This is a genomic window from Nonomuraea sp. B5E05, assembly GCF_039880665.1.
Lineage (GTDB): Bacteria > Actinomycetota > Actinomycetes > Streptosporangiales > Streptosporangiaceae > Nonomuraea.
Map to the genome: position 1 here is coordinate 102,310 of NZ_JBDPMJ010000020.1, position 15,199 is coordinate 117,508.

The window sequence follows — 15,199 nt, forward strand, 5'->3', positions numbered from 1 at the left end:
CGATGGGTGTGGGGGGTGGCCCATGATCGTTTCGCTCCAAGTCGCCGCCTTTACAAAGTAGATTTCTGGGTCAGCCGGGACAACACGTCCGGCAGATCACCCTCGTGCACCACCGTCAGCCGCCGCGTCGCCCGCGTCACCGCGACGTACAGGTCCTGCCCGCCCATCGGCGACTGGTCCAGGATGCCCTGCGGATCCACCACCACGACCGCGTCGAACTCCAGCCCCTTGGCCTGCCCCACTGTCAGCACCACCACCGGCGCCTCCAGATCCCCCTCCGGGAACAACCGCGCCACCTCAGCGTGCCGCGCGTCCGCCGTCACCACGCCCACGCGGCCTGCGCCGGCCTCGGCGCCGACCTCCGCCAGCTCCGCCGCCACGAGCACCGGCAGATCCACCCGCAGATCCGCCGCTGCGAGGCGCACCGCCCGCGGCTGCGCCCCGCCCGACCGCACCGACTCGGGCGGCTCCTGCTCCGGCGCGAACGCCCGCAAGACGTCAGCCGCCACCCGCATGATCTCCACCGGTGTGCGGTAGTTCACCAGCAGCCGCTCCACCCGCCAGCGGCCCTCCAGATAGGGGTCGAGCACCTCACCCCACGAACGCGCCCCCGCCGCCGACCCCGTCTGCGCCAGATCGCCCACCACGGTCAGCGACTTCGCCGGCACCCGCCGCATGAGCATCCGCCAGGCCATCGGCGACAACTCCTGCGCCTCGTCCACGATCACGTGCCCGTAGGCCCACGAACGGTCGGCCGCCGCCCGGTCGGCCGTGGTCAGGCCCGAACCGTCGTCGGCGTGCCGCTCGGCCAGCACGTCGGCCCGCTCGAAGATGCCCTGCTCGGCCACGCCCGTCGACTCCAGCACCTCCCGGGCGTAGCGCTCCTGCTCGGCCCACTCCTGGCCGGCCTCCCTGGCCGCCACCCTCCGGGCCGAGTCGTCCTCGCCCAGCAGCTCGGCCGCCTCGTCGAGCAGCGGCACGTCGCCCGGCGTCCAGGGGGAGCCGGGCGGGCGTACCAGCTCCTGCCAGGCCAGGCCCGCCGGAGCCACCGACCGCAACGTCTCCGACGACGACAGCAGATCGTCGATCAGACGCTGCGCCGTCAGCTCCGGCCACAGGCCGTCCACCGCGCGCCGGATCTCCGGTTCGCCCCACAACCGCCGCGAGGCCAGCTCCAGGTCGATCTCGTCGAGATCGGCCTCCAGATCGAGCGGCTCGACCAGCTCCGGATCGTCCACCTCCAGCTCCTCGATGTGCAGCGACTCCTCCAGCGCCCGCGCCTCCGCCCTGGCCAGCTCCTTCAGCAGCTCGCTCACGTACAGCTTGCGCGCCATGTTGTGCGGCAGCCGCACCGCCCGCGCCCGCTCGCGCAACCGCGCGCACACCTCGTACGGCACCCGCAGCCGCAGCCCGTCCAGCTCCACGACCAGCTCGCCGTCCGGCACCGCCTGGCGCAGCTCCAGCGCCCTGGCCACCACCTCGGTCATGCGCGGATCGCCCTTGGCCACCGCCGCCGCCGGGGAGTCGGCCGCGCGCGCCCGCACCCCCGGGAACATCTCCCCCACCGTGGCCATCACCACCTGCGTCTCCCCCAGCGCCGGCAGCACCTGGCTGATGTAGCGCAGGAACATCGGGTTGGGGCCCACCACCAGCACCCCGCGCCGCTCCAGCGTGTCGCGGTGGGTGTAGAGCAGGTACGCCGCCCGGTGCAGCGCCGCCACCGTCTTGCCGGTGCCGGGACCGCCCTGCACCACCAGCGCCCCCTGCAGCGAGGAACGGATCACCCGGTCCTGCTCGGTCTGGATGGTGGCCACCACGTCGCCCATCCGGCCCGTCCGCCCACGGCGCAGCGCCGCCAGCAGCGCCGCCTCACCCACCAGCGAGCGCCGGTCGCCGTCGCTCATGCCGTCCAGGTCGAACACCTCGTCGTCGATGCCGACCACCGTGCGGTCCTTCAGGTGCAGGTGCCGGCGGCGCACCAGCCCGCCGGGATCGGTGGCCGTGGCCACGTAGAACGGCCGCGCCGCCGGCGCCCGCCAGTCGATCAGCACCGACTCGTGCTCCTGGTCACGCAGGCCGATCCTGCCGATGTACGTGCTCCGCCCGGAGCCGTCGTCGATGCGGCCGAAGCACAGGCCCCGCTCGACCGCGTTCAGCTGGGCCAGCCGCCGCGCCTGCTCCGACGCCATCGCCTCGCGTTCGACCATCGCCTGGCGGGTGCCCGTCGCCCTGCCGTACGCCGTGCGCAGCGCCTCCTCCGCCCGTTGCCGGGCGGCGTCGAGCCGGCCGTACAGCCACGACACGGCACGCTGTTCGCTGTCAAGGGCTTGCGCGAAACCATCTTGACGATTAGCCATTCGGTGGTACACTCCTATCGGGAGGTCTGTGAACGCTCATGCCAGGTAAGGCAGCATTCGAGCTTAACCCTCCGCCCTCTCGCGCGCAAACCCCTCGCGACCCGTCTCCCCGTCGCCGCGTATCGTCGTGAGCGAGGAGGCGACAATGGCTGAGACGACCACGATCCACGTGCGCCGCGTCTACGACGAGCCCACCGGCGATGACGGCACCCGGGTGCTGGTCGACCGGGTCTGGCCGCGCGGAATGGCCAAAGACCGGGCCCACCTCGACGAATGGTGCAAACAAGTCGCGCCCTCGGCGGAGCTGCGCACCTGGTACGCACACGACCCCGAGCGCTTCGAGGAGTTCGCCCGCCGCTACCGCAGCGAACTCGAAGACCCCGAACGCGCCCAGGCCCTCGCCCACCTGCGCGAACTCGCCACCAACCGGCCACTCACCCTGCTCACCTCGACCAGACGACCCGAGATCAGCCAGGCGGCCGTGCTCGCGGACGTGCTCAGCACGTAGGCCCGGCGGCGGGCCGGCCCCGCCACCCTTCCCGAGATCCTGCGCCCTGCGCGCACGGGCCTCATGACGGCGTGCCACCCGGACTGCGCGCGAGCACGCAAGCCACGGGCGGGTCGAGCCCGAGCGTCTCGACCCGCAAAGAGACGAAACCGGCCTCGGTGAGCAGCTCCCGCAGCTCGCGGGCGGCCCGGACCGTGGTGTCCCGGGTAGCACCAGGGCAGCGAGGCTGGCTGACGAGCGCAATACGTCCCGCGGGCCGGAGCAGACGGCGCAGCTCGCGGAGCCGCTCCACCGGGTCGGGCCACATCCCCACGGAGTTGACGGCCAGAACGGCATCGAGCGGATCGCCGAAGCCCGGCATCCGCTCCACGGAGGCGTGCGCGAGGTGCACACGGCGGGCGCGGACGGCGGCGGCGTTGCGACGGGCGGCCTGCCGCACCATGACCTGTGAGTGGTCGACGCCGAAGACGTGGCCCCGGGTGGCGCGCGCGGCGAGCGCGGCGATGGCGACCCCTGGACCGAAGCCGATCTCCAGCACCCGGTCGGTGGGCCGCACGTCCAGCAACGACACCGCCCAGACGTTGCGCCGCCGGTTGGAGGGGCGATGAGCGAACATCCAGCCGACCGCCCGCCCGGCGATGCCCCGGGGCCGGTGCGCCTGGCCTGCCAATGTCCTGATCGCGCGCTGCTTGAGTGATGCGCCTGCTGTCTGCATGATGGCAAGTCAACGACTTCAAGTACGCTTGAAGTCAAATGGACGAGCAGGCGTTGACGATCGGCGAGCTGGCGAGCCGCACCGGCCTCGCCACCTCCGCTCTGCGCTACTGGGAGGAGCTCGGCCTGCTGCCGGCGCCGCCCCGGGTCTCAGGCCAACGGCGTTATCCGCCATCGGCGGTCCGGCTGGTCGGCCTGGTGCTGCTGCTGCGAGAAGTCGGTTTCACCCTGCAGGAGGCCAAGACGTTCATCACGGCCCGTTCGCTGGCCGGCGACGGCTGGCGAGAGCTCTACCGGCGCAAGCTCACCGAGCTGGACCAACGGATCGCCCAGGCTCAGGTGGCCCGTACTGCCATCGCCCATGGCCTGGCCTGCCCGCACGAGAACATCACCGAGTGCTCCAACTTCGCCGGCGGGATCGCGGCGCTCCTCGCCGGAGCTTCGCTCGAAGAAGCCCACACCAGTGCCCACACCAGGGCCCACGCGCCTGACCAGGCCGTCGAGACGGGCGACCTCGCCGCCGGCGTGCGAGAACATCACGGAAGAGGCCGCAGCGCCAGCTCGCCCACGTGACCTGTCCGGCTCTGACGGACACCTCGCGAGGTTCCCCCGCCGGGGAGGACGCACGTTCGGCCAGGGCGGGGGGAGGTTCCACCGCAGGCCGGGCACCCCGGCCGAAAGCGACGGCGTGATCAGTGCGGCTCGATGGCTACACTGATCCGGTGATCGTGAGGCGCTCCCTCGAACGGTCGCGGCTGACTCGCCTGGTGGCCGAGGCGAAGGACAGCCGGAGCCGCTCGCTCGCGATGCGGGGCGAGGCCGGGGTCGGCAAGACGGCGTTGTTCGACCACGCGGCCGCCATCGCCGACGGCATGCGCGTGCTCCGCGTGGCCGGAATCGAGTCCGATGGCTGCGACGTAACCGCCGCCGGCGTGTTCGAGTCACCTCGCCCGAAAACCGGCTGATGTTCGGGCACCGACAGCTCGGACGCCGGGCTGGAGCAGCTCATCCTGGCCGACGCGATGGTCCTCGGCCGCAAGACCCGCGAAGGCCTGGCGGCCGTCTGGCCCCACCTGACGGAGGACCCCGTGCTCGGGCGCTTCGCCGCCCGGACCGCCGGCGTGGATCGCACGATAAGCCCCGACCCCGAAGCCATCGGCGCACAGTCGGTCGCAGCCGGCCCGCCCACTCCCGAGGGTCCCGACGAGGCCGTCCGCCACCGTGCCCTTTCTCGCCACCGGCACAGCCCGCAACATCACCGGCGCCGGCCACATCATCGACTGCGGCAAGCAAGACGACCCGACCCACCCAGCACAACAACCCACCCCCCGAGGCGGGGGATACCACAGGAAGTTTCTGGCCACCGGCAGCGACCGGCGGCCGGCATCGAGTGACCTGGCCCGCGAACTCCGGGAAGAGAACGCAGCACTTGGAGGTGCAGCGATGGACACACCCTCGTACATGAAGGCCGTTGTCGAGCAGACGAGCACGCTTGCCGATTGGGTGCACGGCAGGGACGCGGCGACCCCGGTGCCGACATGTCCCGACTGGACGCTGGCCGATCTTGTCGACCATGTCGGCGGGACACAGCGCATGGTGACCATGCTCGTGGGCGAGCAGATGACCGAGCCGAGCAGGGCGTTCGCCGGCTACGTTCCGGGTCCGGCCGATCCGGGCCAGTGGCGCGCCTGGCTGAGCGACGGCGCGGCCGAGGCACGACAGGCGTTCGCATCCGTCACCGATGACACGCCGGTGTGGGATCCATCGGGCGGCGGCGCAGGCGTGCCGTTCTGGTCACGTCGGCTGTTGGGCGAGGCCTGCGTGCACCGCGCGGACGCGGCCGCGGCCCTCGGCACGCCGTACGAGTTGGCGCCGGAGCTTGCCGTCGCGGCCATCGAGGACTGGCTGGACACGATGACCTCCCGCGGCTACTGGGAGAACAGGCCAGGCTTCGCCGACGCGATGCGCGGAAGCGGTCAGACGCTCCATTTCCACGCAACCGACGCGCCTGGGGAGTGGGTGGCCCGCCGGGAACCGGACATGGTCGCACTGGAACGCACGCACAGCAAGGCGGACGTCGCGGTACGCGGCCCAGCCGTCGACCTCCTGCTCGTGATCAGCAGGCGTCGCCCACTGGATGCGGCTCCCACGCTGGAGTTGCTGGGGAATCAGGCGCTGCTCGACCACTGGATCGAACACATGGACTGGGTCACCGGCTGACCCACGCTCGACTGCACCGGCCGGTACCGGAAGGCCTCCTCGCACTGCACCCGACCCCGCCATCCACGAAGGGCGTCCTCCGTCGTCGGAGCGGCCTGCGATCATGGTCGACCCCTGCACCGGTCCGCCGAGGCGGGATGCTAGTTTGACGCTCCATGTCGGACTATCTGCGCGACCTGTTCTCCCTGCACGGCCGGCGCGCCCTGGTCACCGGCGGCAGTTCCGGGATCGGGTACGTCATCGCCGAGGCCATCGGCCGTGCCGGAGCCGAGGTCGTGGTGGTGGCCCGCAGGAAGGGCGCCTTGGACGAGGCCGTCACCCGGCTGCGCGAGCACGGCGTCACCGCCTCCTCGATCAGCGCCGACCTCGGCGACCGTGGCGACGTCGAGCGGGTCCGCGCCACCGCGGGCACCATCGACATCCTGGTCAACGACGCCGGCAACAACATCCGCAAACCCATGGCCGACCTCACGGTCGACGACTACGAACGCACCCTGGCCGTGCACCTCACCGCGCCGTACCTGCTCGGCCAGCACTTCGGCCCCCAGATGGCGGGCCGCGGCTGGGGACGCATCATCAACATCGGCTCCCAGCAGTCGATCAGCGCCTTCGGCGACAGCGGGGTCTACGGCGCGGCCAAAGCCGCCCTTGCCGGGCTGACCCGCTCCCAGGCTGAGGCGTGGTCGGCCCACGGCGTGTGCGTCAACACGATCATCCCCGGATTCGTGCTGACGCCGCTGACCGAGCCCGCCCAGGCCGTGCCGGGCCGGGTCGAGGCACTCGCCGCTCGCCACATGACGGCCCGCAACGGCGTGCCCGGGGACTTCGCCGGGGCCGCGGTGTTTCTGGCCGGTGACGCCTCCGCATTTGTCACCGGCCAGATGCTCTTCGTCGACGGCGGATTTTCGGTGCACTGAGACAGTATGATGCCCGAGGCCCGCGCCTTTACTTTGTAGATTACTTACGACGGATCCGGCGCACCCCCGACCCCTCATGCCAGGCGTCCATGACCAGCTCCTCGCCCTCGACCCTCGTCCACACCACTTCCGTCAGCTCGATCCGGAACAGGTGGGAATCAGCCGCCGGAATCTCGAACGCCTCCAGCACCTGCGCGTCGGTGACCTCCACCGCGCGCCCGGCGAGCTTCACGTCACCCTCCGTGCAGGTACCACCCTCCGTATTCGCCGACCTCGGCGAGCCACGCCTCTCCCTTGGCCGTGACCGCCATGTCCTTGCTGTCGAGGTCGCCGTAGGAAGATGACCGGGGACGTCTCACCCACTCACCCCGCGCCCACTGCCACACGCTGCCGGCCACCAGCCAGAGATCATCACCCGCCGGCGATGTCTCGAACCCGAAGCCGTACCCCGTCGTGCTGAAATCATCGGGCGGCTCCACGGCCCGCCAGGCACGCCCGTCCCACCGCATCATCAGCGACTGGTCGCCCGCGACGAACGCCCACGCTTCCCCCGACCTCATGGCAGCGATCGAGTGCCACCCATGTTCTCCGGCCCCGTTCCAGGTGTGCGTCAGCCGCCACGACCCATCCGACGCCTCTGGCGTCTGGGCGGGTGATTCGGCGCTGGGAGCACACCCCACGAGCAGCAGAAGCAGTATCCAGGCCAGCCGCATACCGGCCAATCTTAGGACGCTTCGGACCGAGGGCCTCCGGCGAGCATGACCTGGCCAGGCGCACAGTTTGGCATATCTCGCCCTTCTCCGTACATTAGTAAATGAATATCCATTTACTAACGGGAGACTTCCATGACCACCCGCCGCCCGTTCACCTGCTCGGTCTTCATCGGCATCAGCCTCGACGGGTTCATCGCCCGCGAGGACGGCGACCTTCACTGGCTCACCAGCCGGGGCGAGGCCGCCGGCGACGACCTCGGCTACGACGCGTTCATCAAGGACATCGACACCGTCGTCATGGGCCGCGGCACGTACGAACCCGGCCTGACCTACGATCCATGGCCGCACGAGGACAAGCACGTAGCCGTGCTCAGCAGCACCCTGCCCGAGGACGCCGACCCCCGCGTCACCGTCCACCGCGACCTCGACGCGCTCCTGAAGCACCTGACCGAGCGCGGCGCCAAGGGCGTGTACGTCGACGGCGGCCAAGTGATCCGCACGTTCCTCCGTGCCGGGCTGATCGACGAGATGACCCTCACGACGGTCCCGGTGCTGCTGGGCACAGGGCTGCCCCTGTTCGGCCCGGTCGGCGGTGACATCCCGCTCGTCCACGTGTCGACGCAGGTGTTCGGCGCGGGCGTCGTCCAGTCCGCCTACCAGGTCCAGCGCCCTTCCGGCTGAAGCCGCGCATGATGGCGTTCGCCCAGCTCAAGCGGCTTGTGACGGCATGTCGGCGGTGTAAGACTGGACCTGACGGGAGGAGAAAAGTCATGATCGAAGTCAAGAGCATCGACAAGCCCGACGAACGCCGCGACTTCCCGATGGGCCACCTGGAGGTGTGCAACCTCAGCGGGCTCACCTTCGGCGTCGCCACGTTCGAGCCGGGCTGGCGCTGGTCGGCCTCCGTCAAGCCGATCGCGGGGACGGACCTGTGCGAGGTCCACCACAACGGGTTCGTCGCCGAAGGGCGCCTGCGCATCCGCATGAACGACGGCACCGAGGCCGAGGTGGGCCCGGGCGAGGTCTTCGTCTGCCCGCCGGGCCACGACGCCTGGGTCGTCGGCGACCAGCCGGCCGTTGTCTACGACTTCGCGGGCGGCGCCGCCGACTACGCCAAGACCAAGAGCGGCTGATCGCGCCGCTCACCGCCACATTCCGGCCCGCCCTCCACCGGCGCCCATCCGGGGGATCCGCCTCACCTCTCACGGAGCACGGGCCGGACACACCGGCCTTCGGCGGGCGGACGCGGGCTACGCGCGGCGGCGGGCTCGGTAGGCGCTGGCCTTGGCGCGGTTCTGGCAGGAGACGCCGCAGAACCGGCGCGAGGCGTTCCTGGTGACGTCGAAGAACACCAGGTCGCAACCGTTCGCGTCGCAGGAGCGCAACCGTACGCCCTGTCCGACGCCGATCACCATGGCCAGCGCTGTCGCGGCGTCGGCGGCCCAGGCGTCCACCCGGTCGGCCTCCGGCCGATGGAAGGCCAGCATCGGCGGATCACCGTACAGGTTGGGCACGGCGGCGTGACGCACCAGGCACTGGTTGAGCATGGCGACCGCGTCGGAGGCGCCGGTGAAAGCGGGGTGCAGTTCGGCGGCCACACCCGCGAGCAGGTTGGCCTCCTCGTCCGTCAACGCCAGGTCGATGCCCGCGCCCTCGTCCGAGACGGAGCCGGCCGCTCCGGCACGCGCTTGGCCGTCGCCCTCGCCCGCGCCGAGCCCACCCGCGCCGGCGCCGCCCCGCCGCGGGGTGGTGTACGGCTGTGCGGTGGTGTCCGGCCCTGGGTGGGGCGGCGGGGCGGGGGTCCATGCGCTGCGGGCGAAGGCGGCCTCGAGGGCGACGCGCCGCCCGGCAAGAGGCCCCGCGAACGGCCCCGCAGGCAGCCCCGCAGACAGGTCGGCAGGCAGATCGGCAGGCAGATCGGCAGGCAGATCGGCAGGGCGGCTGGCGGGTCGGCATGCTGAGCGGCCGGCTGAGCGGCCGCGGGCCTGGGTGACGGCCAGTTCGTTCACCAGCAGGACGGCCAGCTCCACCCATCGTCCGACATAACTGTCTATTTGCGATTGACCAGTGATGCGCCATGCCTCTATTGTCACCGTCATACCTTATCTAGACAGTGAGGATGTTCCATGAGCACCTGGTCCAGGCTTGCCCGCCGCATGTGGCACCAGCTCGAGCCGGTCCACGCCGCGGTGTACTTCTCGCCCCAGGCGTTCGAGGCGGCCGCGGCCCTCGGATACGACGTCGAATCGCGCTGGCCGAGCTACTTCGCCTACCGCACGGCCCCGCTCGGGCGGGCCGGAGCGGGGCTGGCCACGGCGGCGTACTACAGCTTCAGCCCGCGGACGGTGGCCGAGCACGTGCCGGCCGTGTGGGAGGTGGCCACGCCCGGGCAGGTCCTGGCGGCCCGGCTGGCGGCGGTCGACAGGACGTACCGCGACCTGATGGGCGGCAAGGTGGACGGACCCGAGGCGGCGGAGGCGGCGGAGCTGGCCAGGCGGGCGGCCGAGAGCGTGACGGTGGCGGGGCGCCCGCTCGCCGCGGCCAACCTGGATCTGCCCTGGCCCGAGGAGCCGCATCTGGTGGTGTGGCAGGCCGCCACCGTACTGCGCGAGCACCGGGGTGACGGGCATCTGGCGGCGCTGCAGGCCGCGGAGCTGGACCCGTGCGAGTCGCTGGTGTCGTTCGCGGCGATCGGAGCCGCCCCCGTGGCGAACTTCGCCGGGCGCGGATGGAGCGAGCAGGAGTGGGCCGCCGCGCGGGAACGGCTGGCCGAGCGCGGGCTGGTCGGCCCCGACGGCGGGGCCACCGAGCAGGGCCGGGCTCTGCGCGAACGGGTCGAGCTGATGACGGACGAGCTGGCGGCGCAGCCGTGGCGGTTGCTCGGGGAGGAGCGCGCCGAGCGGCTGGCCCAGCTCGTCTCGCCCTTCCTGGGCGCGGTGTTCGAGGCGGGACTGCTGCCCATGACGAGCACGCTGGGCATCACCACCGTCGCGACCCCGGGCTGACCCTCCGATCAGCCGAACCCCGGGGCGGGCTGCCACAGGCTGATCTGGGTGCCCTGGTCGTCGGTGCAGGAACAGCCGCGCCCCGACCGGCCGGCGAAGACCTCCCCCGTGCTGCCGCCCAGCTTGCGCACCTGCTCGACCGCCGCGTCTATGTCGTCCACGTGGTAGTAGAGGTTCGGCTGCGCGCTGGGCTCGCCGGCGACGAAGCCCATCGGCACGGCGGTGTTGGTGACATGCAGGTACGTGTCGCGCTCGCGCCTGAACTCCCAGCCCAGCAGCGGCCCGTAGAAGGCGGCTGCCCTGTCGATGTCCCGGACGGACAGGGTGTAGTAACCGAGATCGGCGGCCATGGGCTTACCTCCGCAATAATTGTCGCTATCGTTAAGGAGAGAGCCTAACAAAAGGCGGCAATCATTAACAACAACGTTAACGATCTGGACGGCACGCTCGCGGCGCTCGCCGACCCCACCCGGCGCAAGGTCATCGACCTGCTCCGCGACGGGCCACGCCCGGCCGGCGAGCTCGCGCAGGCCGTGCAGATGAGCGCGCCCGCCCTCAGCAGGCACCTGCGCGTGCTGCGGGCGGGCGGTCTCGTGCAGGCCGAGGCCGGCGGTGACGACGCCAGGCTGCGCCTCTACACCCTGCGCCAGGAGCCGTTCACGGCGCTGCAGGCCTGGCTCGACCAGGTGCAGGCGTTCTGGGCCGAACAGCTCGGCTCGTTCAAGGACCACGTGGAGCGTGGCGGATGAGCTCCGTGCAGGCCAGCGTCACCGTGCCCGTCGAGCCCGCGGACGCGTTCCGCGCCTTCACCGACGAGATCGACAGCTGGTGGGTGCGCGGCCGCCACAGCTGGGTCGATCCCGCCCGCGCGGTCGGCATCCGCTTCGAGGACGGCTATCTGCGCGAGCTGTGGTCCGACGGCGGCCACGTCGACACCGGCAGGGTCCTCACCTGGGATCCGCCGCACCGCCTGGCGTGGGCCGACCTGATCAACACGACCGGGCGGATGGAGATCGAGGTCTCCTTCACCCCCGTCACGGGCGGCACCGAGGTCCTGCTGGAACACCGCGGCCTGGACACGCTGCCGCCCGACGTCGCCGATCGCATCCGGCGCGGCTACTCCTGGCAGATCGCGCTGCGCTGGTTCGCCGCCCGGTGGGAGACCTAGCGGCGGCCGTACTTCTTGTGCACGGCCTGCTTGCTCACGCCGACCGCCTCGGCGATCTGCGCCCAGGCCAGCCCCGCCACCCTGGCCCGCCGCACCTGGACCGCCTCCAGACGTTCGATCTCCCGGCGCAGCGCGGTCGTGGCGTGCAGGGCCCGCAGCGGATCGTCGTCCTGCGCCTGCCTCATGAGGGTCGCCAGGTCGTTCGTCATGCACTAAAGGTAATCCAGCAGCAGCGCGCTGATCTCCTCAGGACGTTCGAGGGCCGGCAGGTGCCCGGCCCACTCCAGCTCCACCAGCCGCGCCCGGGGCAGCTCGGCGGCCAGGTGGCGGGCGGAGGCCGTGAAGTACGGCAGGTCGTGCCCGCCGGCCACCACCAGCGCCGGCACGTCGATCGCCGGCACCGACAGCTCCCCCTCGACCTGCTCGGGCTCGGGTTCGGCGGCCAGCTGCACCTCGAAGGCGTGCCGCTGCATCGCCACCAGCCGCTCCCATGCCTCCGGGGAGGCCTCGGGACCGAGGAGGGTGCGCGCGTTCAGCTCGGCCGCGCCCTGCGCGTCGCCCTCTTCCAGCAGGCGCTCCTCCTCGTCCCAGTACGCCCGCAGGTCCGGCGTGGGTGGCAGGTCCGAGATCGGGTTCAGCAGCACCAGCCGGCCGGCCAGCCCCGCCGCGGCCAGCTCCAGCGCCACCCGGCCCGCGCCCGACGAGGAGACCAGCGCCGCACGGCTGATCTCCAGTGCGGCCAGCAGGCGGGCCACGTCACCACTGTCGCTGTACGGCCCGTCGGCACGGTAGGGGCTGCGCCCGTACCCGCGGAAATCCACCTTGATCACCCGGAACCGCTCGGACAGCGCCTCCCACTGCGCGTCCCACATGCCGGAGTCGGCCGCCGTCGAGTGCAGCAGCACCACGGGCTCGCCCGTCCCCCGCTCGTCGTGCCAGATCGTCATCGCGACTCCACCGCCAGCCGTACGCCCAGCCCGATCAGCACCACGCCGGAGACCTGCTCCAGCCGCCGCCGCACCGCGGGCCGGCCCAGCCACGCCTTCGCCCGCGCGACGGTCCAGATGACCAGCGTGTACCAGAGCAGGTCGACCAGCACCCACACGAGCGCGAGCGTGACCAGCGTGAACGGCACGTTCTGGCCCGCCGGCACGAACTGCGGCAGGAACGACATCGCGAACACCGCCGCCTTCGGATTGGCCAGGCACGTCCCGAGCCCGGCCAGGTAGGGCCCGCGCAGTCCTGGCACCACCTCGCCTTCGGCGGGCGGCAACCCCTTACGGGCCTGCCACAGCGCCTGTGCGCCCATGACGACCAGCACCACCGCGCCTGCGACCCGCATGGCGTCGTAGGCCAGCTGCGAGGCCACCAGCAGTGCCGACAGGCCGGAGGCCGCGCCCAGCCCCCACAGCAGGACGCCGGTCTCGTTGCCGAGCGTTGCCGCCAGGCCCGAGCCGCGGCCCGCACGCAGCGTCTGGCGCATGATGACGGCGGTGCTCACCCCTGGCGCCATGGCCACCAGGACGCACGCGCCCGCGAAAGCGAGGAGATACATGTCGGAATGCTGGCAGAATCGGGCCCCGGATATCGCCTCATTATTCGTACAACTTGCCGAGCTCGGCGACCGCCTCACGCATGAGGGCCCGCAGCTCCGGCGGCTCCAGCACCTCCACGTCGGCCCCCATGCGCAGCAGCAGCCAGCGGGCGTGCGTGACGGACTCGACCGGCACGGTGAGGGTGAGCCACCCCTCTGGGTCGGGCTCCCCCGCCGCGGCCAGCGCCGCGGCGACGACGTCGCCGCCCATCGTGTACGCCAGCAGGTCGCCTCTGCCAGGCGCCAGCCGGATGACGACCTCGGCGGTGTACATGCGTTCGCGGAACTCCTGGGCGTACGCGCGCCAGAACCCGCCCAGCTCGAACCCCTCCGGGCGTCCGAACCGTCCCGGCAGCGTCTCGACGGTCAGGATGCGCGCCACCCGGTACGTACGGGGCTCGCCACCGGGCCGGCCGTCCGCCGGCGCGGCGACCATGTACCAGGAACCGCCCTTGAGCACCAGCCCGTACGGATGGATCACCCGCTCGACCTCGCGCGGCCCCCAGCGGCGGTAGGTCATGCGCAGCGGCCGCTGCTCCCACACCGCCTCCGCCACCTCGCTCAGATGCGGCACGTCGTCGCTCGTGCGGTACCAGCCGGGCACGTCCAGCAGGAAACGCTCGCGCATCCGGGAGGCGTGCGAGCGCGGCTCGGGCGGGAGCGCGGCCAGCAGTTTCAGCTCGGCGTTGGCGGCCACCTCCGCCAGCCCCAGCTCGGCGGCCGGGCCGGGCAGCCCCGCCAGGAACAGCGAGGAGGCCTCCTCGGAGGTCAGCCCGTTGAGCCGGGTGCGGTAGCCGTCGAGCAGCTGGTAGCCGCCCGCCGGGCCGCGGTCGGCGTAGACCGGCACGCCGGCCGCCGACAACGCCTCGACGTCGCGGTAGACCGTGCGTACCGACACCTCCAGCTCTGCCGCCAGCTCGGGCGCGGTCATGCGGCCGCGCGACTGCAGGAGCAGGAGCAGCGAGAGCAGGCGGCTGGCACGCATGGCCACAGTGTATTTGCGCACATAACTGATGTTTGTGCTGCTGTGCGGCGAGGTACGCCAGGGCGAGCTGAACTTCATGGGCCCCCTCACCGAGAGCTCCATCAAGGCGCTGCGCTTCGACACGGCCGTGATCGGCTGCTGCGGCCTGTCGGCCGAGCGCGGGCTGACCGCGCACGACCTGCCCGAGGTCGCCGGCAAGCAGGCGGCCATCGCCTCGGCGCGGCGGGTGATGGATGTCAGCCGAACTGCTGCCAGCCCAGCCTGACCACCATGGCCGCCACCACGCACAGCAGGATGACCCGTACGAAGCCGGTGCCCCGCCTGAGCGCCATGCGCGCGCCGAGCTGGGCGCCGGCCACGTTGCAGGCCGCCATGCCCAGCCCCAGGGCCCACTGCACGTGCCCCTGCGCCCCGAACACCAGCAGCGCCCCCAGGTTCGTCCCGATGTTGATGATCTTCGCGGAGGCGGAGGCCGAGACGAAGTCCAGGCCGAGGATGGCGGTGAAGGCGATGATGAGGAACGTTCCCGTGCCGGGGCCCAGGATGCCGTCGTAGAAGGCGATGCCCACCCCCGCCGTCGCCACCGCCGCGGCCACCCGTCCCCGGGTGCGCAGGTGCGGCTCCGGCACGGCGCCCATGGCCGGGCGCAGCGTCACGAACGCCGCCACCGCCAGCAGCACCACCATGACGGCCGGCCGCAGCACCTCGGCCGAGATCGACGCCGCCGCCCACGCCCCGAGCCCGGCGCTGAGCACCGCCAGCGCGGCGCCCGGCAGCGCCACCTGCCGGTCGACCTTGGTGGAGCGCGCGTAGGCCACGGCGGCCGACGCGGTGCCGAAGACGGAGGAGAACTTGTTGGTGGCCATCGCCTCGACCGTCGGCATGCCGGTCACCATGATCGCGGGCAGCTGCAGCAGCCCGCCGCCGCCCACGACGGCGTCGACCCACCCCGCTCCCGCGGCGGCGCACAGCAACACCAGGACCTGCTCCAGTGGCACGCCACTCCCCCGATTTCCCC

22 protein-coding genes are annotated in these 15,199 nt (G+C 71.8%); 11 read left to right on the plus strand and 11 right to left on the minus strand.

From position 1 onward, the window contains the following. Nucleotides 1–50: 50 nt before the first annotated feature. Entirely contained in the window at nucleotides 51–2,357 is a 2,307-nt protein-coding gene (locus ABGB01_RS31750; RefSeq protein ID WP_347777182.1) for an ATP-binding domain-containing protein, read from the minus strand. Between the two features lie 145 nt (nucleotides 2,358–2,502). Between ABGB01_RS31750 and ABGB01_RS31755 the strand changes: the two genes are divergently transcribed. Further along, the gene (locus ABGB01_RS31755) at nucleotides 2,503–2,865 is read left to right on the plus strand and encodes a DUF488 family protein (protein WP_347777183.1); all 363 of its coding nucleotides are present in this window, start codon (nucleotides 2,503–2,505) and stop codon (nucleotides 2,863–2,865) included. A 61-nt stretch (nucleotides 2,866–2,926) separates the two neighbouring features. Here the strand turns inward: ABGB01_RS31755 and ABGB01_RS31760 are convergent, their stop codons facing one another. After that, nucleotides 2,927–3,580 carry a methyltransferase domain-containing protein gene (locus ABGB01_RS31760; RefSeq protein ID WP_347777184.1) on the minus strand — a complete coding sequence of 218 codons (654 nt, stop codon included), beginning with the start codon at nucleotides 3,578–3,580 and terminating at the stop codon, nucleotides 2,927–2,929. A gap of 38 nt (nucleotides 3,581–3,618) precedes the next feature. On the opposite strand from ABGB01_RS31760, the gene ABGB01_RS31765 reads away from it, so the two are divergent. The 4 genes from ABGB01_RS31765 (at nucleotide 3,619) to ABGB01_RS31780 (ending at nucleotide 6,716) form a co-directional block, all read left to right on the plus strand. Continuing rightward, nucleotides 3,619–4,152, plus strand: a complete 534-nt coding sequence (locus ABGB01_RS31765) for a MerR family transcriptional regulator (protein WP_347777185.1) — start codon at nucleotides 3,619–3,621, stop codon at nucleotides 4,150–4,152. Between the two features lie 149 nt (nucleotides 4,153–4,301). After that, nucleotides 4,302–4,544, plus strand: coding sequence for a hypothetical protein (locus ABGB01_RS31770; protein WP_347777186.1), 243 nt, complete (start codon nucleotides 4,302–4,304; stop codon nucleotides 4,542–4,544). A 256-nt stretch (nucleotides 4,545–4,800) separates the two neighbouring features. After that, nucleotides 4,801–5,799, plus strand: coding sequence for a maleylpyruvate isomerase family mycothiol-dependent enzyme (locus ABGB01_RS31775; protein WP_347777187.1), 999 nt, complete (start codon nucleotides 4,801–4,803; stop codon nucleotides 5,797–5,799). A 155-nt stretch (nucleotides 5,800–5,954) separates the two neighbouring features. Beyond that, the gene (locus tag ABGB01_RS31780) at nucleotides 5,955–6,716 is read left to right on the plus strand and encodes an SDR family oxidoreductase (protein ID WP_347777188.1); all 762 of its coding nucleotides are present in this window, start codon (nucleotides 5,955–5,957) and stop codon (nucleotides 6,714–6,716) included. A 40-nt stretch (nucleotides 6,717–6,756) separates the two neighbouring features. Here ABGB01_RS31780 and ABGB01_RS31785 read toward each other — a convergent pair whose 3' ends face one another. Further along, on the minus strand, nucleotides 6,757–6,948 hold the full coding sequence (locus ABGB01_RS31785; protein ID WP_347777189.1) for a hypothetical protein: 192 nt from the start codon (nucleotides 6,946–6,948) through the stop codon (nucleotides 6,757–6,759). A gap of 1 nt (nucleotide 6,949) precedes the next feature. Next, the gene (locus ABGB01_RS31790) at nucleotides 6,950–7,276 is read right to left on the minus strand and encodes a hypothetical protein (protein WP_347777190.1); all 327 of its coding nucleotides are present in this window, start codon (nucleotides 7,274–7,276) and stop codon (nucleotides 6,950–6,952) included. Nucleotides 7,277–7,561: 285 nt separating this feature from the next. On the opposite strand from ABGB01_RS31790, the gene ABGB01_RS31795 reads away from it, so the two are divergent. Both ABGB01_RS31795 and ABGB01_RS31800 read left to right on the plus strand, forming a co-directional pair. Continuing rightward, nucleotides 7,562–8,110: a dihydrofolate reductase family protein gene (locus tag ABGB01_RS31795; protein ID WP_347777191.1), complete on the plus strand. Its 549-nt coding sequence runs from the start codon at nucleotides 7,562–7,564 to the stop codon at nucleotides 8,108–8,110. Between the two features lie 89 nt (nucleotides 8,111–8,199). Next, nucleotides 8,200–8,562, plus strand: coding sequence for a cupin domain-containing protein (locus ABGB01_RS31800; protein ID WP_347777192.1), 363 nt, complete (start codon nucleotides 8,200–8,202; stop codon nucleotides 8,560–8,562). Nucleotides 8,563–8,679: 117 nt separating this feature from the next. Here the strand turns inward: ABGB01_RS31800 and ABGB01_RS31805 are convergent, their stop codons facing one another. After that, nucleotides 8,680–9,459 (minus strand): CGNR zinc finger domain-containing protein, encoded by a 780-nt coding sequence (locus ABGB01_RS31805; protein ID WP_347777193.1) that lies wholly within the window; start codon nucleotides 9,457–9,459, stop codon nucleotides 8,680–8,682. A gap of 96 nt (nucleotides 9,460–9,555) precedes the next feature. Here ABGB01_RS31805 and ABGB01_RS31810 point away from each other — a divergent pair, with 96 nt between their 5' ends. Next, entirely contained in the window at nucleotides 9,556–10,434 is an 879-nt protein-coding gene (locus tag ABGB01_RS31810) for a hypothetical protein (protein WP_347777194.1), read from the plus strand. An 8-nt stretch (nucleotides 10,435–10,442) separates the two neighbouring features. Here ABGB01_RS31810 and ABGB01_RS31815 read toward each other — a convergent pair whose 3' ends face one another. Beyond that, nucleotides 10,443–10,784 carry a VOC family protein gene (locus tag ABGB01_RS31815; RefSeq protein WP_347777195.1) on the minus strand — a complete coding sequence of 114 codons (342 nt, stop codon included), beginning with the start codon at nucleotides 10,782–10,784 and terminating at the stop codon, nucleotides 10,443–10,445. Nucleotides 10,785–10,868: 84 nt separating this feature from the next. Here ABGB01_RS31815 and ABGB01_RS31820 point away from each other — a divergent pair, with 84 nt between their 5' ends. Together ABGB01_RS31820 and ABGB01_RS31825 are read left to right on the plus strand one after the other, a co-directional pair. After that, entirely contained in the window at nucleotides 10,869–11,183 is a 315-nt protein-coding gene (locus ABGB01_RS31820; RefSeq protein ID WP_347777253.1) for a metalloregulator ArsR/SmtB family transcription factor, read from the plus strand. Beyond that, nucleotides 11,180–11,602, plus strand: coding sequence for an SRPBCC domain-containing protein (locus ABGB01_RS31825; RefSeq protein WP_347777196.1), 423 nt, complete (start codon nucleotides 11,180–11,182; stop codon nucleotides 11,600–11,602). Before ABGB01_RS31820 ends, ABGB01_RS31825 begins: the two co-directional genes overlap by 4 nt. Here the strand turns inward: ABGB01_RS31825 and ABGB01_RS31830 are convergent. From ABGB01_RS31830 to ABGB01_RS31845, 4 genes are read right to left on the minus strand one after another with little or no spacing between them, the layout of a single operon-like run. Beyond that, nucleotides 11,599–11,811: a hypothetical protein gene (locus ABGB01_RS31830; RefSeq protein ID WP_132599661.1), complete on the minus strand. Its 213-nt coding sequence runs from the start codon at nucleotides 11,809–11,811 to the stop codon at nucleotides 11,599–11,601. The genes ABGB01_RS31825 and ABGB01_RS31830 overlap by 4 nt on opposite strands. Before the next feature lie 3 nt (nucleotides 11,812–11,814). Continuing rightward, a complete protein-coding gene (locus tag ABGB01_RS31835; RefSeq protein WP_347777197.1) occupies nucleotides 11,815–12,549 on the minus strand; it encodes an alpha/beta hydrolase in 735 nt (244 codons plus the stop codon). Continuing rightward, a complete protein-coding gene (locus tag ABGB01_RS31840; protein ID WP_347777198.1) occupies nucleotides 12,546–13,157 on the minus strand; it encodes a LysE family translocator in 612 nt (203 codons plus the stop codon). The genes ABGB01_RS31835 and ABGB01_RS31840 overlap by 4 nt, the downstream gene beginning before the upstream one ends. Before the next feature lie 40 nt (nucleotides 13,158–13,197). Beyond that, nucleotides 13,198–14,181, minus strand: coding sequence for a YafY family protein (locus ABGB01_RS31845; protein ID WP_347777199.1), 984 nt, complete (start codon nucleotides 14,179–14,181; stop codon nucleotides 13,198–13,200). Between the two features lie 28 nt (nucleotides 14,182–14,209). Between ABGB01_RS31845 and ABGB01_RS31850 the strand changes: the two genes are divergently transcribed. After that, on the plus strand, nucleotides 14,210–14,446 hold the full coding sequence (locus tag ABGB01_RS31850; RefSeq protein WP_347777200.1) for a hypothetical protein: 237 nt from the start codon (nucleotides 14,210–14,212) through the stop codon (nucleotides 14,444–14,446). Here ABGB01_RS31850 and ABGB01_RS31855 read toward each other — a convergent pair. Beyond that, on the minus strand, nucleotides 14,418–15,179 hold the full coding sequence (locus tag ABGB01_RS31855) for a TSUP family transporter (RefSeq protein WP_347777201.1): 762 nt from the start codon (nucleotides 15,177–15,179) through the stop codon (nucleotides 14,418–14,420). The genes ABGB01_RS31850 and ABGB01_RS31855 overlap by 29 nt on opposite strands. Between the last annotated feature and the right edge of the window lie 20 nt (nucleotides 15,180–15,199).